The following is a 21007-nucleotide window of genomic DNA, read 5'->3' on the forward strand; positions in this document are numbered from 1 at the left end:
TGGTTAAATAACGGCTCGGGGGGCTTTGTAATTGTTAGTTAATGAGTGCAGCTTTTTGTAAGAGCACATGCAGCACTTTGGCAGATGCCTCACGTGTTGTAGGTGCATTCGGTTGGAAGTAGGAAGAGCCTTTAATCGTGGCTCCTTTAATAATACCTGCCGCACTTACTTTTTCAATACTGTCCTTGGCATAGCCTGCAAAGGATGAAGTATCATGGTACGGTGTGCGTGCAGGACCATCGGCTGCTGTTTTGATTTGAAGCAGGTCTACTGCTTTGCCCAGCACAACAGCAATTTCTTGACGACTGATATTTGCTTGCGGATCAAACTTGTCGTTGTTGCGACCTGTAATCAATCCGGCCTCATAAGCGGCCGCCACATCCCCGGCATACCAGCTACCTGCCGGAATATCACTAAATGGTGCAGCAGTACCTGGTGTCAGGCCAAGTGCCCGGGTGACCAAGGCTGCAAATTCTGCACGCGTCACGTTTTGCTTCGGTGAGAATTTCGTGTCGGTTGTGCCGTTAATGAGCAATTTATTTGCAAGCGATTGAATTTCGGATTGGGCATACGACGATGAAATATCTTCAAAGCTAGCAGGTCGTGTCGCCGCTGCATACGTCGAGAAGCCCGGACGGCTTACCTTAACGACGGTAGATCCATCAACTTGCTTGGTGAAGACGGATGGGACGGGATAGACATTTCCGTTCGCTGTATAGAGCACACCGGCTGTATTAGGATCAATTTGACCAGATACGGTAAAGGATCGGCTAATAAATTGTCCTGGCGCAACTTTGAGTGGTTGGCTCTTACCGCCAGTGATTACGTTGGCCTCAAACCCTACCGGGGTGCCGATTACATTCGAGCCTTTAAGCTTGCCTGTAAATGTGCCGCTCGCCTCTGCTTGGCTACTGATGACCACTTCAATGCCCGCACCTTCAGGTGCATTTTTTAGAACAGATACTGGCAATGCCAGGGAAGAACCTGTATTACTCACAACCAGGCTGCTTCCTGCTGCGGCTCTGCCCAGCGTTGCCAGCTGTGACGAAGTGAGTGATGCTTTAGTCGTTTGGCCTGCTTGGCTAGTAGCCGACAATACGATAGCTGTCGGGCTGGAACCAGCTGCTGTCACGGCAGCCTGCAGGTCTGCATCAGCTACTGTCAGTGACTGTACATTATTGTTTAACGCAACGGCTGTAGGCACAGCTTTTACAGCTTGTCCTTGCTTCACTACGCTTTGCAGTGAAGGTGCAGATGTAGCGACAGGGGTGGATGTATTCGTTGCAGCAGAAGGTGTAGTATTGCTTCTGCCGCCACCGCCGCCACCTCCACCGCCGCCACTATTACCGCCCGATGGGGCACTATTATCCACACGGATCGATTTAGTGGCAGTGAACAGTTTAGGACCATCGGTATTGCGTTCGACTTCTCCCTTTTCATTCAGTTCTGGAGAGCTGACTTCCAGCTTGTACACGCCATCCTTCAAGTGCTGAATAACAGGCTGACCGTTAGCATCCAGAACAGGCTTGCCATTGTCATCAAATTCAACGTAACTTCCGTCAATCCCCTTGAAGGAATATGCGCCTTGTTTGAGGCGAGCGTTAGCACCTTGTTCCTTGGTAGTGGCAATCCCATCAATCAGACCGATCAGCTTATCATCTAATCCGTATACATAGAGCGAGATCAGATTGGTTTTATCTGTGGTCAGACGGAAAGTCAAATCCGTTGTGCGCTGCGCACCTGTACGATTTGGGTAAATAATCGGGTTCGTGAAACTCAGGTCTTGCAAGCCGAAGCCTGTCGTTGGATTTTCTTTGCCGACATGCACAACGAATGGAAGATGGAGTGTTGGCTGTCCAGCGCTTTTAAGAATAACCTCTCCTTCATATACACCAGTAGCTGCATTCGCATTTGGTTGTACAGACAGGAAGAATGGTTGCGATTTGCCTGGTTCTGCCGAGATAGATCCATTCGCGCCAACCCCCTGCAACTGAACGGCAATGTTGCTCACGTCAGGTGTTGCAATAGGCTTAGTTGGATCAGAGGTAACCTTATCATGTAAAACATAGCTAGCTTCATACTGCACAGGGTTAGCAGACAAGTTTTTGAGTTGAAGCTGAATCTGCTTCGCATCGCTACCAGGTCGTAACACCCCGAAGCTGGCGGAAGGATTATAATTCACAACCTCCTGCCGATTAAAGTTCTTGTCAAGAATCGTAATCTTTTCAACGGTTTCCAGCAGGGCTGGAGTCTGAATCGCATTCGCAATGTTTACAAGACCTGCACCTTGGGAATACACATCATATTGGATTTTATCCTCATCAAAGAGTGTAACCGAAGTGTTTGCCAGAGCAGCGCGGATATCAAACGGTGTCCAGTTCGGATGCTGCTGCTTCAGCAGCACAGCCAGTCCAGCTACATGTGGGGATGCCATACTCGTTCCGTTGCTACGTTTGTAAGCTTGCGCATAAGATGCATCCGGATAGAACTTGGCAAAGGCAGGGTACGTTGACATAATGCCAACCCCTGGTGCGCTCACGTCCGGCTTGATGCTCAGCAGTTCATCGCCATTTGGTCCGCGGGAGCTAAATCCGGCCATGGTATTACCAGGATTGTCAGTACGACGATACTCTTCACCAAAAGTAATAAAGAATTTTTGTTTGTGGTTTTGGCTTTCAATGATTTGTCTTGCCAGTGCTCTACCTTCTTTTCCTATCATGTCAAAGGTAGGAATATAATCTACATTGTCTCCTTGATTCGAATTAATGTAACCGTCGTAACCAGGGATAGCTTCACTCAGATTGGCTTGTGTACTGTCGCTAGATTTCGCTTGACCATTAAAAATAATAATAGCCTTTGCACCATTTAGTTGTGCGTTCGCGATTTTATCTACGAAGCCCAAGACGCCACGCGATACGACTACAACCTTACCTTTTACATCTTTAGAAGTGAAATCATCTGGATATCCCAAGTTGGCATAAACTAATTCCAATGGTTCTGTCCCCAAAATAGAAGAAAAATCCTCGTGAAATGTTTGCCAACCCATCATGTTAAAATTGTAATAGGTATCTGAAGTAACTGTTATCGGCTTTTCATCATCACCATAGGTTACAAGATTGACGGATGCTTTATTGGAATAGCTGTGGCTGGGGGAAGTGGCTGCACCAACGGAAATCGCCAGCTGGGATGTTGCGGGAGAACCCATGGAGTAAAAATAGGGCCCTTGTTGTGCAGCGTTACCGTTTGCGATGACCGCGACTACCCCGGAAAGTACCGCATTATTGATGGCAATGGCATCCGGGGAGTTAGGATCTTTTTCAGAATCCGAGCCTAGCGACAGGTTGATGACATTCATGCCATCTTTGACAGCACGTTCTATACCGTCAATGACCTGTGCCGAGGAACCGGAGGAACGACCGGTCTTGGTATTGCGTCCAAGCACCTTATATACGTATAAGTCCGATTTATAGGCAATCCCTTTTTGTACAATATCTGAGGATTTATTCGCGGCTTTCCCGGCAATTGTACCGGAGACGTGAGTACCATGTGTCGTTCCACTAAAACCTGTGCCGTATGGATCATTCTCTTTTTCAAGGAACGGTTCCTCGTAAGGGTCGTTGTCCTGTTCAAAAGAGTCATAACCGCCTTTGTAGGCTTCTTTCAAATCCGGATGCTCATAATCGATACCGGTATCAATAACCCCGACCTTGATTCCCTCGCCATTCAATCCTTTGGCCCAGGCTTCAGGAACACCAATTTGGTCCAGTGGCGCATTGTCATAAGTGGCTTCGTTGGCTGTAAGTGTTGGCGGGTCCTGCACGGGGATGGAATAATACGTTTTGTTTTCGTGAATGGATTTAACGCCTGGCAGTTTAGCCAACTCTGGAATTTTATTGGCTGGCACCGTAACCTCCAGTCCGTTAAGCACCGTGTTGTACTGGTAATTTACTTGAAGAGAAATACCGTGCTCAGCGGCTTGGTCTACGAACGTGGTTTGCTCGGTGGCGATCGCAGATTCGGCTTTTTGCTCGGATTGAGCGGTGAAAGCTTTGGCGCTTGAACGTGCTGCATATTTGTCCACTGCTAGGGGCTCACCATCAAGCTGCACGATGACTCTGACCTGACGGGAGGAGTCTGTACTCAGCTCAGGTGAGATAAAGGCCGGAGCCGCCTCAATAGTTAATGCTTCCTGAGCTTTTAAAAATGAATTGATTTGTAGATCTGCAGTAGCGGCAGAACTGAAAGACGGCAGAGATAAGCTTACCGTCAAGGCAAGAGCGAGTGATACGACAGGTATTTTTTGCAAAATGATCGGCTTTTTCAAAGATTTCCCTCTTTTCAATCAAAATATGATATCTCTACATACTAGGATTTGAAGCCACTGCCGTTGTTCTCACGCCTCCCTTAATATCTAAAATAATAGAATTGACCACTGGTGACTAACTTGCCAGTTTTGAGGCATATATTACCATATTGGTGGGATATATTACTATATGTTTTTTATATTTTTAGAAAAAATAAGGTTAACTTCACATGTAGATTCCATGGAAATGTTATGAATTTACTAGATTATTTTTGAAATCAATCGAAGGGGAATGGGAGAATGCAAGATTTAATGATATAATCTGCATTGGAATTGTTGAGGTTACACAATCACGTAAAATGCTTAAGGTGAAGGAGTCGATTATGTTGGCAAAAACATTGATTTTCGGGCATAAAAATCCGGATACGGATACCATTTGCTCAGCTATTGCTTATGCAGACTTGAAAACCAAACTGGGTGCGGACGTAGAGCCGGTTCGTCTGGGAGAGGTTAACGGAGAAACGCAGTATGCGCTGGATTATTTCAAAGTGAGCGCGCCGCGTCTGGTTGAGCAGGTTGCTGCTGAAACAGACAGCGTCATTCTGGTCGATCATAATGAACGCCAGCAAAGCGCAACAGACATTGACAAGGTGCGCGTAACTGAAGTCATCGATCACCATCGGATCGCTAACTTTGAAACAAGCCAGCCGCTGTACTTCCGCGCTGAGCCAGTAGGTTGTACAGCCACCATTTTGAACAAGCTCTACAAGGAAAACGGTGTAGCCATTCCCAAAGAAATCGCAGGTCTGATGTTGTCCGCGATTATTTCCGATTCCCTGTTGTTCAAATCCCCGACCTGCACAGATCAGGACGTAGCCGCTGCCCGCGAACTGGCCGAAATTGCTGGTGTAGATGCAGATCGTTACGGTTTTGACTTGCTTAAAGCGGGTGCTGATTTGAGTGGTCACACGATTGAGCAGTTAGTAAGCTTGGACGCAAAAGAATTCCAGATGAATGGACGCAAAGTGGAAATTGCACAAGTGAACGCAGTAGACGTAAACGATGTGCTGTCCCGTCAAGCTGATTTGGAAGCTGCATTGGCCCAAACCATTGCAGCTAAAAATCTTGATCTGTTCTTGTTCGTCGTAACAGACATTGTGAACAGTGATTCCATTGGTATTGCGCTGGGAAGCCAAGCCCAAGCAGTTGAAAAAGCCTACAATGTACAGTTGGATGACAACAAAGCTGTTCTGAAAGGCGTCGTATCGCGCAAATCGCAAATTGTGCCTGTATTGACAGAAGCTTTTAACAGTTTGTAATGATATAAAATAAGCCTCCTGAACCCGACTGCATGAAGGCAGTGGTAGCAGGAGGCTTATTTTTATTTCCTCAGATCTTCCAGAGTGTCCTCGATACCAAATTCAAATGCCAATTTCAACTGGTCGCTCATCAGGTGCCAGGCACTTTCAGCTACAGCGAGATCCCCGCTATGAGTAAAAGCATGTGCGGCACCCATGTATTTCTTATACATTACGGGTACATCCGCTTCAATCAGCCGCTTGGCATACAACTCAGCTTCATCAGCCAAGGAGTCCAGCTCGGCCGTTATGATCAGCGCAGGAGGGAGATCATGTAGCGATTCTGCATAAATAGGAGAAGCCAACGGATTTCGCGCCTCATCTGGCGAGCGCAAATAGCTTTCATTGAAGATTTTTGCCACGCGAGGCGGAATCGCCCTCTCAAATTGGGGCTTCAGCTTGGGATCTGTAGCGATATCCAGTGATGGGTAATCCAGCACCTGATACACAATCGGGAATTCCTTGCGATCTCGGGCCATAAGACACAGTGCTGCTGCAAGATTACCTCCTGCGCTATGTCCGCCGACCGCAATGCGTTGAGGATCGATGTTCAGCACGTTAGGATGCTTGTACACCCATTGGGTCACATCATAGCTTTCCTGTAGCGGAATAGGGAATTTGTGCTCCGGGGCCAAGCGATAATCAACATTAACGACGACACAATTCGCACGTTCGGCAATGACCGGGCACCAGGGGTCATCCATTTCAGCGCTGCCCATAATGAATCCGCTACCATGAAAATTGACGAATACGGGGAGTGGATCAGCAGACCTGAGGGAAGGCTCATATACAATCACCCTGGAATCACCTACAGAGGTGGGAATCATCCTCTCTGTCCGATGTACTTTGGGAGAATGCGAAGGTTTAAAATCGGATGCTGTTATCATCCGGCCAGCCGATCTGCGGGCAAGTTTGACGAACAGATTTTGTCTCAGTCTTCGCACTATTTGTCTTTCTCCTCTCTGAGGGCGCTGGGGGTGGTTAGACGCGAACCTTTAACATCTTCAAAAGCATCTCGTACGCGTGACAAATAGGTCTGAAACTGGCAGAGTTCCGATTCAGTAAAGTCTGACATCAGACGTGAAGCCAGCCCTATAAAAAAAGGGTCCATCTGCTGAATTTTACTTCTTCCTTTATCATTCAGGGAAACAAACACTCCCCGCTTGTCATTGGGATCGTCGTATTTATTAATGAATCCTTCTTGTTCAAGAGAAATGACCATAGAACTGATTGCTGCTCGGCTGACACCCATCTTTTCAGCCAAAGCAGAAGGAGAGGACATTTCATCTCTTTGCGCAGAAAGTACACAAAGTGCAATATATTGCCCGTAGGAGAGACCAAATTCACGCGAACGTTTTTCCATATTTTTTCTTATTTCGTACGTTATAGAAAATAAATCTACCAAAACACCAATCGGCTTATTGCCACCTGGAAATAGATTATAGGCCAGTTGACGAATTTCGGAGTCCAAAAAAAAGAACATGCGATCCACCTCGATGTAGTTAATTAGTTAACTGTAATTTAATTAACCACTGGTTGCAATGATTTATACAAACTTTGTTCTGCATTTTTTTGAAAAAGTATCGGGAAAACGTCACTTCCAAGGTCCGATGCACTGTTCAATACCTTGATCCACAAGAGCTTGGATGGAGGGCTGACGCAAGGTACGTCCTTCTTGCCAGCGCCACTCACTATATTGAATCTTGGCGGTAAACATGGGCTTTACCCAAAATGCGTCTTGATGCCGATCCGGTTTATTAATAAAAGGTCGCTCCGATATGGTATGTGGCAAGAGGCGCTCGGTTAGCTGACGCCAATCTCCACGAGTCAGCTTACCTGTACCCACGTGCCCGATATAGCGCAGCATTCCTTGTCTATCATACTGGCCCAGCAATACAGCGTTGATAACGCCTCCGTTTAGGGTATAGCCACCGATAACGGCAATGATATCACCATAATTTTTGACCTTGACCCATCGTCTGTCCTGTCCGCCCAATGTGTACGGACTATCCAGTTTTTTGCACACAATACCTTCCATTCCTTGGCTGCACATAACCTGAAATAGAGCTTGTCCATCAGGATGAGCAGGAGCCAGTTGGATCCGTTCACTCGGTATGATGATCTGATGCAGCAGTTCAAGCCTTTCCTGTAATGGTTTACGATGAACCCATTCCCCATTTAGATAAACAATATCGAACAACATGTAAGTAGCGGGTACGGCTTTATAGGCTGCCTGAATTCGATCCGTCCGGCGAATCAGATCCCGGCGCATAATTTCATGGAACGAGGGTTTGCCGTCGGCACCAAGTGCGATCATCTCCCCGTCCAGTATGACTGAATCTGCCCTGCAGTAGGAGGAGAAGCGAGCAAGCTCCGGGTACAATAGCGTTCGTTCATGCTGCTTGCGATTGAACAGGCGCGTGCTGCCCTGATCGTGATACGTTAAAATTCTTGTACCGTCCCATTTTATTTCGTAACGCCAAAGGCCTGCATCTACAGGGACTTTTTCGCTCAGTTCTGGTTCAAACGGGATGACAGGCTTCATTTCCGTACCCAACACAGCACCTTCCTTTACCTTAATTGGAATAAATATAGTGTCGACGATAGTTCCTTTTTTATGTATGTGATGTTTCGCCGTCCCCTAAATAGGGGAATGATAAGGATATCTAGCGTGGGCATCAAGTGATTGCAGTACTCGTTCGCATGGAGTTGTACCGGCATTTTCTTCAGTCAGAAAGGGGATTGGTCTCATGAGACAAATTCGCGAGGAAGACCATGCAGTAGTCATGGTGGATGATGGACAGGTAGTTGCAGAAGTAGGTTATAAATCCGTAGATGACCACTCTTTGGTCATTGACCATACATTTGTATCCGAGCAGTTACGGGGTCAAAAAATTGGCAAGGAGCTTATCGACAAAGTTGTTGCTATGGCAAGGGAACAGCATAAAAAGGTGATCCCTGCTTGCTCGTACGCGCTGGCTCTGTTCAAGCGTCATCAGGAATACAGTGACGTCTGGCAGCAATAGATATGATATCATGGCAGCATATTGCATAGCCGACACAACACCGGAGTGGGGAACGATCCCTTTTCGGTGTTTTTTGTGTGCATAAAGCTTGTAAAATGAATGCATTCTACCGTTGATATGGGGAGATAAGAGCGATTCCCAAATGATGAAGCATATTTTCAGGAGAATCGCTGTGAAATTGTTCATACTGTTGTCACTTCACAGGCTATCTATGAGTTCTATATAATATATTATGGTTATGACCGCAAAAATAACGAAAACCTGAATTTAAACGAAGGAGACGTTCATGATGAATAAAGCGAGTGAGGACAAGCAGTACGTTCCAACGAGCAATCGTAATTTTACAGCCTTGATTATCACCGTTTCCATTATAGCCAATGTGATTATTTTGCTGCTGTTCTTTTCGCCGATCGGATACCAGGGGAGTGTTAGTTTTGATCTCACTATTTTCCCAAGGTTGAATGCGATTTTTAACAGCTTCACATTTATTTTCCTGGTGGCTGCATTGGTTGCGATTTTCAAGAAAAACATTAAGGTGCATAAAACCTTTATTCTGCTGGCCTTCGCCAGTACCGTTTTGTTTTTATTTTCCTACCTAACCTTCCATTACATTTCGCCGGAAACTGCAAAATATGGTGGTGTGGGTATCCTGCGGCCGATTTACTTTACGCTGTTGATTTCGCACAGTATACTGGCTGCGATTATCGTACCGCTGGCGCTATTCACAGTTGTATGGGGATGGACGATGCAGGTAGCAAAACATCGTAAAATTGCCCGTTGGACGATGCCTATTTGGCTATATGTGAGCTTGACTGGGGTTTTGGTGTACGTTTTCATGGCTCCATATTATTAATAGATGTCAATCCTCTGTAGGTTGATTTGGAAAACATGGCGTCTCTGTTGAAGAGGCGTCTTTTTTGTATCCAATAAAAGAAAAATTATTCCTTCTAAATTTATTTTATTGAAAAAATGTTCCTTCTATAACGGTATTTCTGTTATAATTTACCTTAATCAACTAAGAATAAGGGGGTCACCATGTGACAAAGAAAGCGAAAGGCAGGTTACGGTTGCTTGTATCTATGCTGGCACTGGTTGTACTGCTGAGCGGCTGCGGTGGCGGAGGCTCAAAGCCGGAAAAGGTAGACGGAGGGAAAGTGACACTGCAATTTTGGACCATTGCGCTACAACCTACATTTACCCCGTATTTTAATCGGGTCATTGCCGATTATGAGCAGAAGAACCCTAATGTCAAAATTGATTGGAAGGATTACCCGTATGATGCAGTGACCAATAAGTTATTGACGAGTATTGCTAGCAACAGCAGCCCGGATGTAGTGAATCTCAATACGGAATTTGCTAGCCAAATGGGTTCTAAGGGTGCTGTTGTTGATATGAATGAACACTTGTCGCCCGAGGAAAAGGCTGCTTATTTCGAGGGTATTTATAATTCTACGGTTATTAACGGTAAAGCTTATGCACTACCCTGGTATACCGGCACGGAAGTACTTTACATGAATACAAAGCTGGTTAAAGCTGCTGGATTGGACCCTGCTCATCCGCCCAAAACGCGGGAGGAATTGTCAGAATGGGGCCGCCAAATCAATAGAAAAATCGGTAAGGCTGGCTATGCTCAGCAGCTCGTATCCAAGCTTTTTGCGGTTGACGGTATTCCCATTCTAAATAAAGAGAAGACAGCAGCTGCATTCAACACTCCAGACGCAGTCACCATGATTGATAATCTAAAAAAACAGATGGAAGATGGTGTCGTGCTCAAGGAAGATGCTGATTTTTCACAGCAAGTGAAATATTATGCCGGCGAGCAGGTTGCCTTTGAGCTGGCAGGTCCGACGTTCATCAATTTTATCAAAACGGCGGCGCCGGACGTATATAAGAATACGATTGCTGTTCCCGTCCCAACCGGCAAAGCTGATGTGCGGCTCTCCAACTCTATGGACCTGGTCGTACCTACTAAGTCTGCACATATAGACGAGGCGGTGAAATTTGCTGTTTTCTTAACAAATGCTGAGAGTCAAACGGCTTTTTCTAAAGAGGCCAATACCCTACCTTCCACGAAAGAATCCATTAAAGACCCGTATTTTACTCAGTCTGACCAATCATTAGAAGCACAAGCCAAGGTAGTATCTGCACAAAGCTTGGATAAGGCGACAGATTATATGGTCGGTGTGCCTAATGCCAAGGATGTGAACAGCGCGATCGCGCGAGCCTTGCAAAATATTTTACTGAACGGAAGAGATACGAAGGAGACGCTTACTGCCCTGGAGCAGGAAGTAAACGATATTTTAAAGCAATAGGTATGACAGGGGAGTAATGCGAATACTCCCCTGTTCATTTATCAAAATCAGGTGGTGATGCAGCATGATCAAATGGTTGAGGTCGGAGTCCTTTACGGCCTGGGCCTTTATGACGCCGGGACTGTTATTGCTTGCCGTCTTTGTATTTTGGCCTATTATTTACAGCATTCCGCTGGCATTGACGGACTACTCTGTCATATCAGATACCCATTTTGTCGGCTTGGATAATTTTGAAGCAGCGTTTAAGGATCGTAACTTTCTTATTTCGATTTGGAACTCATTGTTGTACGTGCTCATTGTCCCCTTTCTTCAAATATTCTCTATCCTGATGGCTGTGCTGGTGAACAGCCGTATCCCTGGAATTAAAATATTTCGTACGACCTACTACATCCCTGTTGTGACTTCGATGGTAGCTGTGGCCTTAATTTGGAGTTGGCTGTTGGGCAATAACAGCGTAGTGAACTATTTGCTTATACAAGCAGGTTTGATAAGCAAAGACATACACTGGCTATCGGACAGTAATTTAGCCTTGTATGTACTGATGTTCATCACGATGTGGAAGGGACTCGGGTATTATATGATGCTCTATCTGGCAGGATTACAAAACATTCCTCATGATCTATACGAAGCCGCTAGGGTGGACGGAGCAAGTCGATGGCGTTTGATTATTCATATTACGCTTCCGCTGCTAAAACCTTACGTTTTATTCTGTACCCTCATATCGCTTATGGCAGCTATTCGTGTTTTTGATGAGGTATATGTGTTAACCAAGGGTGGACCGGGAACGGCCACGTTGACATCCAGCTTGTATATTTTTCAAAAGGGGATGGAGCAGTTTAATTTTGGGTACGCTTCGGCACTTGGCTTAATTGTCGGTGCAATGATTGCAGTACTTAGTATTATCGTATTCCGATTCAATAGGAAAGGCGGTGTCAATCCCTATTGATGAATCTACAGAATGATAAAATGCTACACTCGTCTCTTCCTAAAAAGGAGAGCAGTCGCATCATGCGTAGTCTTGGTCGAGTGCTCAGAATGACGATAATGTATTTGCTTTTAGTGCTGCTAGCCCTCTTTTTAATGGGACCGTTTCTATGGCTGCTTAGTGTATCCCTCATGCCAGGCCGTAATATTTTCTCAACGCCGCCTGCAATCTTCCCGACCTTTATTGATTTCGACAACTATGTTCAGGTGTGGCAGTTCATGGATTTTCCTAAATATATGCTGAATACAGTCATCATTACGGTATTGGGCGTTGTGCTCAATGTGATACTGGCCAGTTTGACGGGATATCCCCTGGCTGTATTTCGTTTTAAGGGTAAAAATGTGGTGTTTACGTTGCTGATTGCTACAATGATTATTCCTTCTTATACGGCATTTATTGTGCATTATCTGACCATTCAAGGACTTCACCTGGGCAATACATATATGGGTGTAGTGTTGCCTGGGGCAGTCTCTGTGTTCAACATTTTTCTAATGCGGCAGACGTTTATTCATATCCCCGCCGACGTGCGTGATTCGGGTAAAATGGACGGCGCTTCGGAGTTTCGAATCTGGTGGCAGTTGGTGCTTCCGCTGGTCAAACCGGCGCTTGCTGTGATTTCTCTGTTGGAGGCCATGTCGTTCTGGAACAGCTTCCTGTGGCCTATCGTTATTCTGAACGATACGGAGCTATACCCGCTGGCAGCTGCACTTACGTATCTCAATGGTCAGTTTGCTTATAATTTTGGCTGGATTGCTGCAGGCACAATGATTTCGGTATTGCCGATCATTATATTGTTCCTGTTCACACAGCGCTATTATATGGAAGGCTTGGCGGGAGCGGTAAAAGGATAATTAAGAAGTCTCGGCTACGGAGAGTCCTTAAATGGAAGGAGACGATTGCGATGGAACTGTCCAAAGGAATGCGGCCTAATTCGGGTGTAGGGCTAACACCGCAGGAGATTCAATATTATTTTCGTGATGTGTATGACAGTGGGGACAAACTGGTTATCTCTGAACCGAACCTGATCTGTGAACTGTCCTCGCGCTTCGCAATGAACCAGGAATATGAAGGTGCACTGGATCCCGAGGGACCGATCAGGCTCATTGCACCTCCGGGACCCGGTGTTCCGACTGAAACAAGGGGAAGCGTGCAGTTGGTACTTGAGTATGACAGAACGCTTACTGCAGATGGATATCGTTTGGACATTCAGAAGGAAGGTAGAATTGAAATCCATGCGTCCAATAAAAGAGGGCTCAAGTACGGCATGGATGCCCTGCATCTCCTGCTTCAAGTAGAACAGGAACGATGTACGCTACCGGTGATATCTATTCGAGATGAGCCTTCCTTTCCGGTCAGAGGAATCATTGAAGGCTTCTACGGAAAACCGTGGAGTTTCGCGGATCGGTTGGATGCCGTCCATTTTATGGCTGCGCATCGGATGAACACGTTCATGTACGCTCCCAAGGACGATCCATATCATCGTGAGCTATGGAGGGAACCGTACCCTGAGGAGACGTTTGCCCAAATCCGCGAATTAAAGGAAGACTGTGAACGGCACGAGGTTGATTTTCATTATTGTATCAGTCCAGGGAATGACCTGAGTTTTGGCAGCGATGAAGATTTCCTCAAATTAACGGAAAAGCTGGCGGCCATGATGGCGATTGGCGTGCGCCATTTTTCTATATTAATGGATGACATTGATTATGTCCTTAAAGGAGAAAATCGACATTTACTGGGCCGCTCGGGCCACGCCCATGTCTTTTTAACGAATAAGGTTCATACATGGTTGGCTGAACGGCTGCCTGAATTTACGCTGACAGTCTGTCCTTCGGAATATTGGTCCTATTGGGATACCGAATACAAAAAGGATTTCCGGGAGCGATTGCATCCGGAGATTAAGGTGTTCTGGACGGGATACTTTGTTTTTGCTCCACAGATTAGTCGCCAGCATGCTGCCGATAATCATGCGTTCTATGGGCATGAGCTGTGGTTGTGGGATAACATCCCGGTGAATGATTGTGACCATGATCGGTTATTCCTCGATCCACTGCGCGGACGGTATTCCGGTCTTCCAGATTGCGGACATACCGGCATGGTAGCCAACCCGATGAACCAGTGGGAGTGCTCCAAAGTGACGCTCATTACGATGTCCCACTATATGTGGAACAGTGAGCGGTATATGCCAGAGCTGTCCTGGGAATGGGCTGTGCGAGAGTTGGCGGGGGAGCATACAGATGAACTGATGTTTTTCTGTCGCCAAAACAAGAACAGCCGACTGGGCGGAAGCACGTATGAGGATGTGGACCTTGCCTTGCAAATGCGCGATATCCCTGCGCTGGATATATACTTCGAGCGACTGCTTTACGTCGTGAGCGTCCTACAGAATATATCTGCCGATGATCCGGCGGCAGGCTTCGTGGCACAGGCTGCGCCTTGGCTGGAACGTGCCAAGTTGGACGTGAGCCTGTGGCAAGTGCTGCGCCAAGCTGCGCTCGGTAGCGAGCGCCAGAACGATGTGCAGTCGCTAGGAAATCTCATGCAGAGCGAAGCAACTGACGGACAAGAGCCGCCGCCTCTGACGGACGAGGTCGTGGACGAACTACGACGCAGTATTACGGCTTGCCTGGAAGCGGAGGCTCGGCTGGGAAGCAATCCGGCGATCCGTGCCGCCGTGCAGTGGGGCTATGTCGATCAGGATGAACAAGGCAAACATCGACTGATCTTGTGAGAATTTGTATGGAATAAAGAACCAAGGCAGCATAGCTGCCCTGAAAATAACCATTTGCCGTTAGGATAACGGTAATTTTCAGGAGAGGTGGAGCGTATGGTGAAGCCAAATACTCGATTACTTTTTGTGCCGCTGGATGAGCGGCCCTGTAATTATCAATTTCCTTACTTACTGGCACAGGGCACAGACCTTGAAATGGAGCGCCCTCCATTGGAATGGATGGGACAAAAGAAAACCCCTGGCGATACGACCAGATTATGGGCATGGCTCGAAGAACGTGCGGCGAGTGCTGATGGAGCTATTATTGCGATGGATACGCTGCTGTACGGGGGGATCGTACCCTCTCGGCTGCACGGAATGTCGAGTGGGCAGGTCAGGAACAGGGCTAATCGTCTTCGCAGGTTAAAGCAACTATACCCGCAACTGACTCTGTATGCATTTCAATTGATTATGCGTTGTCCGCAGTACTCTTTAGCTGATGAGGAACCAGACTACTATGCTGATTGGGGCCGTGAGATATTCAGAAAGGGTTTCATTGAGCATCGTCAGGAGCTAGCGATCGCTACCGCAGAAGAGTTGCTGGAATTAGCGGACATCGATGAACGTTTGCCTATAGAGATTTTGGATGATTATCTAGGGCGTCGCCGTGTGAATTTGGAAGCCAATCAAGTAGCACTGGAACTGGTAGCAGAAGGCGTGATTGATTTTATGATCATCCCACAGGATGATTCGGCTCCCTACGGCTATACCGCCAAGGATCAACAACGGCTAAGAAGTCGTATTTCCGAGCTTGGGTTAGATTTGAAAGTATATATGTACCCAGGGGCAGACGAAGTGGGTTGTACGTTGCTAGCTCGTTGGGTGAATCAGACGAATCATGTAGTTCCACTGGTGTATCCTCGATTGTCTGCTTTGCAGGGAGCATTTGTAGTCCCGCTTTTTGAGGATCGTTATTTTTACGAGACGTTAAAGTATCAGATTATAGCGGCAGGTGGGCTGATTGCTTCCTCAGCAGCGGAGGCTGATTTGATTTTGCTGGCGAACACGCCCGGCGACACGATGGCAGAAGCTTCATCCCAGCAGCATGCGATGGCCGGATATGATGTACATCGGAATCTGGTAGAGCTAGTTGAGTACGGTGCTCATATGCAGCATGATGCCAATAAAAATATTGCAATTGCTGATGTAGCCTACGCCAACGGCGCCGATCTCAAGCTACTTAGACTATTGAGGCAAAAGGGATTGCTATTTAAGCTGGCAGGCTATGCAGGCTGGAATACTAGTTCTAACACGCTCGGTACTGTCATTGCTCAGTCTATGCTTTATGTCCGCTATGGTCCTACGGAGGAACACCTGGATTTTCTGGGGCTACGCTACGCTGAGGATGCCTGTTATTGCGCCGTGGTACGTACAGCTATGAATAATGGAATTGTGGAGCAGATGGGTTTTAACAAGTTTATGCTCGATGGCTCTAGAGGGTCGGTAGCTGCAGTCATTCGCGGACGGCTGGAGCAGGCACTCGATGAATATGTAAACGGGCCGGAAGGTCGCGTGGAAATTACAGATTGCTACATGCCGTGGAACCGTACCTTTGAAGTTGGATTGACTGTACGGCATTATGCCGAGGGGAGGGAGTGAATCCTATGGGAATGGAAGGTGTATTATCCAAGGTTCGGCATGGACTGATCGTTTCCTGTCAGGCGCTACCAGGCGAACCGTTGCATGGAGCAGATTCTATGGTCAAAATGGCGCGTGCTGCACAGGAGGGTGGAGCTGTAGCGATTCGTGCCAATGGTGCATCGGATGTACGTGCGATTAAACAGGCGATCCCTCTACCAGTCATTGGTTTGATTAAACGGGATTATAATGATTCTGATATTTACATTACGCCTACCCTCCGTGAAATGGAGGAACTGGTGGAGGCAGGTGCGGATATCATTGCGCTGGATGCCACATTGAGACCGCGCCCAGCGGGGTGTAAGTTGAAACACCTCATAGATTACGCCCATGAGCACGGAGTCGCTTCCATGGCGGATATATCGACACTAGAGGAAGCACTTCATGCGGCTTCCCTTGGTATAGGCTGCGTATCCACGACGTTATCCGGTTATACGCCATATTCTACTCAGATAGAGGGTCCGGATCTGGAATTAGTTCGGAGAGCATCAGAGCTGGTTCCTGTTCCTGTCATTGCAGAGGGCAGAATCCATGATCCGGCACAAGTAGAGGAAGCGTTTCGGCTGGGTGCACATGCAGTGGTTGTAGGCTCGGCGATTACTAGACCCCAATTGATTACGCAGCGGTTTGCCGATGCCGCAAGGAAGGCAGTGAAATGCATCTATGGAGATGAACGACCGAATTAACACGTATTATCCTTCATTAACGAAATCGGAGCAAAAGGTCGCTTTGTGCGTACTGGAGTGCCCCGCTGACATCATATATTTCTCCGTGACGGAGCTGGCTGACTTTGCAGGTACAGGCGAAACGACTGTTATGCGTTTTTGCCGGAAAATTGGTTTTAAAGGGTATCAGGATTTCCGACTGTCGTTGGCACAAAACCAGACTTATCGCAAAACCGATATGAGCGAGGAGAACATCGACCCAGATAACGAACATGATATTACCCGCACGGTGTATCACAATATGCTCGATATATTGCATTCCAGTATGGGGCTCTTGGATCGTTCGGAGCTTAGTCGTGCGATAGCGTGTCTCGATCAAGCGGGTTATGTTCAATTTTTCGGTGTAGGTGCATCGGGCATTTCCGCGCAGGATGCTAAAAACCGCTTCTTGCGGATTGGGCGGCGCGCCGAGGCTGTGGCAGACGGACATATTCAGTCGATGATGGCGGTGTCCATGAGTCCTGGTGATGTCGCTATTGGTATCAGTGTATCAGGAAGTACGCTGGATACGAACGACATGCTGCACAAGGCCAAGCAGAACGGTGCAACAGTTATCGCAATTACGAATTATGCAAAATCACCTATTACCTCCATTGCAGATATTGTTTTACTGACCGCAGGGAAGGAAGCTCCGATAGAAGGCGGTTCAATCGGCGCCAAAATCTCACAGCTATTCGTGATTGACCTCATCTGTGAAGGACTTGCTCGCAAGCACACGAGTCACACCAAACAAATGAAGGAAAAAACAGCGAGAGCGGTGATTGAACGAAGTTATTGAAATTCTGCGATTGTGGATTGGAATACGGCACGCTCCGACAGTTCATCATGTTTTTCTATCTATAGAAGGTTTGTGCTAAGAGCTCGTAAGCTTTTATGTGGGGGAACAAGGAGGATATGGTGGTGGCAGTTGCATTGAACAAAGTCATTGGGATTGACATTGGAGGGACTTCCGTAAAGGCCGCCATAGTGGCACGGGATGGATCGGTACTTGATGAAATTCGAATGGATACAGATGCCTCCCGTGGGCGTGAATGGGTGTTGTCGCGTGTGTCTGAGTCTGTATTCAGACTGATGCGTTCTTTTGGAGATACCAGTGTGAGTACCCCTGTAGGTATAGGCGCTTTAGGTATTGCTACTGCTGGCAGAGTGAATGTGGAGAGCGGTGAAGTTGTGTACGCTACAGATAACCTACCTGGCTGGCAGGGTACATCCTTGGTGAGGTGGGCTAGAGAAAAGCTGGCTTTACGTGCGGTTGCTGATAATGATGCGAACGCTGCGTTACTTGGAGAAGCTTGGCAGGGGGCCGGGAAGGGTAAGCAGCGCCTAGCCATGCTCACCTTGGGAACAGGGGTCGGAGGCGCGTATATGGAAAATGGCCTCTTGTGTAGAGGTGCTCATTGGAGCGGCGGCGATTGGGGGCACAGTATTTTGTTTCCTGGAGGTCACCCCTGCAATTGCGGGAAAAAGGGATGTGCTGAGCAATACGTATCAGGTAGCGCCCTGTTACGTCGAGGTAGTGAATGCACCGGAAAACTGTATTGTTCTGGGAACGAGATTGTGGAAGAGGCCGCTCACGGCAACCTGAAGACAATTCAGGCGCTAGATGACTACACAGCAGATTTAGCTGTTCTTCTGGCTAATATATCGGTGACTCTTGATCCTGAGTTGATCATTGTTGGGGGAGGAGTAACGGACGCGGGAGATGTCTGGTGGCCCTTGCTGGAAAAGCATCTGGACCGACTGGGAGTTCAAACAGAAGTAAGTCGGGCAATGTTGGGAAACCGCGCTGGATTCATTGGCGCTGCCAGGCTTGCTTTTGAGATGACGGAATCTTAGTAAAAATGAAAGGGGAACGAACCATGACGCAAAAACGGCTTGATGCCGATATTGTTGTGATTGGCGGAGGTCTGGGTGGGACATCGGCAGCCCTAGCAGCGGCGAAAGCTGGTATGAGAGTCATCATGACAGAGGAGACGGACTGGCTGGGAGGGCAATTAACTTCACAGGCTGTTCCTCCGGATGAGCACCGCTGGATCGAACAGTTTGGTTGCACAGCAACGTATCGTGAGTTCCGCAATCGTGTACGCGACTACTACCGTCAGAACTATCCATTAACTGAAGAAGCCTACAATGATCCGATTCTTAATCCTGGGAACGGCTGGGTAAGTCGTCTGGCTCATGAACCACGGGTAGCTCTACAGGTGCTTGAGGATATGCTTGCTCCTTATTTAAATACGGGACGTGTTCGTGTATATTATCACACCGTGCCTATTGCTGCTCAGACAGATGGAGATTCTATCACTTCTGTTACCGTCCGCACCTCGTATAATCCTGATCATAAGAGTGGCCTCAGAGTGCTGCATGGAACGTTTTATCTGGATGCCACAGAGTGTGGTGATCTCCTTCCCATGGCGGGTGTGGAGCATACGAGTGGAGCGGAGTCCCGAGCTGCAACGGGGGAGCCTCATGCACTGGAGTATGCTAATCCTCTTGATATGCAATCTATCACGCATGTGGCTGCTGTAGACTACATTCCTCAGGAAAGCTTCATTATAGAGCGACCGCAACAATACGATTTCTGGAGAAATTATATCCCGTCCTTTTCCCGTTTTCCGATTTTGAGCTGGTTTGCAACAGATGCAGATGATACCAGTAAGCTAAAACAGTTCACATTATTCCCTAACGATCAGGGTATTGTATCCTTATGGGATTATCGTCGTATCGTAGATCCTTCCATATGGAGCGAACCGCTAAACGATGGTGAGGTTACTCTTTTAAACTGGGCTCAAAATGATTATTACCTGGGACCATTGATTGGTGTCACCGCTCAGGAGCAGGCAAGGCATCGAGAAGGAGCGCGTGAGTTGACTCGTTCATTAATATATTGGCTTCAAACTGAGGCTCCCCGATTAGATGGAGGTTTCGGCTATCCAGGAATTCGACCACGGGGTGATTTTCTTGGCACTTCTGACGGTCTGGCTAAAACGGCTTATATTCGCGAGTCGCGCCGGATTAAGGCCAAGTATACGATTTCGGAGTTTGATGTAAGTCGTGAGCTTCGGGGGAAGGAGGGACCCAAACGGTATTCAGACAGTGTAGGTGTGGGCAGCTATCATTTAGATCTTCATCCGACTACGGTATCTCAGCGAACCTTTTACATCCCTAACTATCCTTATGAAATTCCATTGGGTTCACTGATTCCTGTGAGAGTACGTAATTTGCTTCCTGCATGCAAAAATATAGGGATGACTCAAATAGCCAATGGTTGCTATCGGCTACATCCTACAGAATGGAATATAGGAGAATCATCGGGAAGCTTGGCGGCTTACTGTGTCTCCAACGGAGTATATCCTATTGAAGTGAGCCGGTCAGAAGAACATCTTGGACGTTTTCAAAATGTTCTCCTTCGTCAAGGTGTGGAGCTGCATTGGCCAGTAGAGGTGTTCGAACCAGAAGGAGTGACCAGTTAATGAAGGGGCACTAGCCCCTTGACTGATTTATCGGAGCAGAAAATGAGTAGATGTATTCAAAAAATAAAAATAATAAAAAAATACTTGCTAAGTTGCTTAGGTATATGATATATTATTTGAGCTGACAACAAAACAGCCGTTTCGAAAGAGAATAACTAGGGCGAAACAAACTTCGAAAAGAAGAAAAAAATAACCCTTGCATTTTTGAAATGAACATGATATGATCTTATAGCTGCTGAAAAACGCAGCGAAAAAGAATTTGATCTTTGAAAACTGAACAACGAGTGAGTAAATGATTTTGTTCGCAAAATCAAACAATGAGATATTTTATATCGTCAGTTTCAACATGAGCTAATCGCTCTTTCTATAAACCAACTTCGGTTGGTCTTTAATGGAGAGTTTGATCCTGGCTCAGGACGAACG

General features: G+C 47.0%; 16 protein-coding genes. 12 read left to right on the top strand and 4 right to left on the bottom strand.

Annotated features, from left to right (window positions below):
• Positions 1–34 precede the first annotated feature (34 nt).
• Complete coding sequence (locus KSP24_RS19165) at positions 35–4324, bottom strand: S8 family serine peptidase (protein ID WP_216976269.1); 4290 nt, start codon at positions 4322–4324, stop codon at positions 35–37.
• Between the two features lie 362 nt (positions 4325–4686).
• Here KSP24_RS19165 and KSP24_RS19170 point away from each other — a divergent pair, with 362 nt between their 5' ends.
• On the top strand, positions 4687–5622 hold the full coding sequence (locus KSP24_RS19170) for a manganese-dependent inorganic pyrophosphatase (RefSeq protein ID WP_269203392.1): 936 nt from the start codon (positions 4687–4689) through the stop codon (positions 5620–5622).
• 62 nt (positions 5623–5684) lie between these two features.
• Here the strand turns inward: KSP24_RS19170 and KSP24_RS19175 are convergent, their stop codons facing one another.
• From KSP24_RS19175 to KSP24_RS19185, 3 genes are all read right to left on the bottom strand, one after another.
• Positions 5685–6608 carry an alpha/beta hydrolase gene (locus KSP24_RS19175; RefSeq protein ID WP_216976278.1) on the bottom strand — a complete coding sequence of 308 codons (924 nt, stop codon included), beginning with the start codon at positions 6606–6608 and terminating at the stop codon, positions 5685–5687.
• Entirely contained in the window at positions 6605–7144 is a 540-nt protein-coding gene (locus tag KSP24_RS19180; RefSeq protein ID WP_064961837.1) for a MarR family winged helix-turn-helix transcriptional regulator, read from the bottom strand. The genes KSP24_RS19175 and KSP24_RS19180 overlap by 4 nt, the downstream gene beginning before the upstream one ends.
• Positions 7145–7255: 111 nt before the next feature.
• Complete coding sequence (locus KSP24_RS19185; protein ID WP_216976271.1) at positions 7256–8218, bottom strand: ATP-dependent DNA ligase; 963 nt, start codon at positions 8216–8218, stop codon at positions 7256–7258.
• 193 nt (positions 8219–8411) lie between these two features.
• Between KSP24_RS19185 and KSP24_RS19190 the strand changes: the two genes are divergently transcribed.
• The 11 genes from KSP24_RS19190 to KSP24_RS19240 all read left to right on the top strand — a co-directional run bounded on the left by KSP24_RS19190 (position 8412) and on the right by KSP24_RS19240 (position 20584).
• Positions 8412–8687 carry a GNAT family N-acetyltransferase gene (locus KSP24_RS19190; RefSeq protein WP_013369011.1) on the top strand — a complete coding sequence of 92 codons (276 nt, stop codon included), beginning with the start codon at positions 8412–8414 and terminating at the stop codon, positions 8685–8687.
• A gap of 289 nt (positions 8688–8976) precedes the next feature.
• Positions 8977–9540, top strand: coding sequence for a DUF420 domain-containing protein (locus KSP24_RS19195; RefSeq protein ID WP_017425709.1), 564 nt, complete (start codon positions 8977–8979; stop codon positions 9538–9540).
• Between the two features lie 184 nt (positions 9541–9724).
• A complete protein-coding gene (locus tag KSP24_RS19200; protein WP_058831199.1) occupies positions 9725–10999 on the top strand; it encodes an ABC transporter substrate-binding protein in 1275 nt (424 codons plus the stop codon).
• Positions 11000–11063: 64 nt separating this feature from the next.
• A complete protein-coding gene (locus KSP24_RS19205; protein ID WP_064961839.1) occupies positions 11064–11945 on the top strand; it encodes a carbohydrate ABC transporter permease in 882 nt (293 codons plus the stop codon).
• Positions 11945–12835 (top strand): carbohydrate ABC transporter permease, encoded by an 891-nt coding sequence (locus KSP24_RS19210; RefSeq protein ID WP_025674445.1) that lies wholly within the window; start codon positions 11945–11947, stop codon positions 12833–12835. The genes KSP24_RS19205 and KSP24_RS19210 overlap by 1 nt, the downstream gene beginning before the upstream one ends.
• A 50-nt stretch (positions 12836–12885) precedes the next feature.
• Positions 12886–14712 (top strand): protein O-GlcNAcase, encoded by a 1827-nt coding sequence (locus KSP24_RS19215; RefSeq protein WP_058710653.1) that lies wholly within the window; start codon positions 12886–12888, stop codon positions 14710–14712.
• A gap of 96 nt (positions 14713–14808) precedes the next feature.
• Entirely contained in the window at positions 14809–16350 is a 1542-nt protein-coding gene (locus KSP24_RS19220) for a DUF4127 family protein (protein ID WP_058710652.1), read from the top strand.
• A gap of 5 nt (positions 16351–16355) precedes the next feature.
• Entirely contained in the window at positions 16356–17075 is a 720-nt protein-coding gene (locus KSP24_RS19225) for an N-acetylmannosamine-6-phosphate 2-epimerase (RefSeq protein WP_013369018.1), read from the top strand.
• The gene (locus tag KSP24_RS19230) at positions 17053–17892 is read left to right on the top strand and encodes a MurR/RpiR family transcriptional regulator (RefSeq protein WP_013369019.1); all 840 of its coding nucleotides are present in this window, start codon (positions 17053–17055) and stop codon (positions 17890–17892) included. Before KSP24_RS19225 ends, KSP24_RS19230 begins: the two co-directional genes overlap by 23 nt.
• 116 nt (positions 17893–18008) lie before the next feature.
• Positions 18009–18950: an ROK family protein gene (locus KSP24_RS19235; protein WP_254207892.1), complete on the top strand. Its 942-nt coding sequence runs from the start codon at positions 18009–18011 to the stop codon at positions 18948–18950.
• 23 nt (positions 18951–18973) lie between these two features.
• A complete protein-coding gene (locus KSP24_RS19240) occupies positions 18974–20584 on the top strand; it encodes an FAD-dependent oxidoreductase (RefSeq protein WP_013369021.1) in 1611 nt (536 codons plus the stop codon).
• The last annotated feature ends 423 nt before the right edge of the window (positions 20585–21007 follow it).

It is taken from the genome of Paenibacillus sp. AK121 (assembly GCF_019042715.1).
GTDB lineage: Bacteria > Bacillota > Bacilli > Paenibacillales > Paenibacillaceae > Paenibacillus > Paenibacillus polymyxa_C.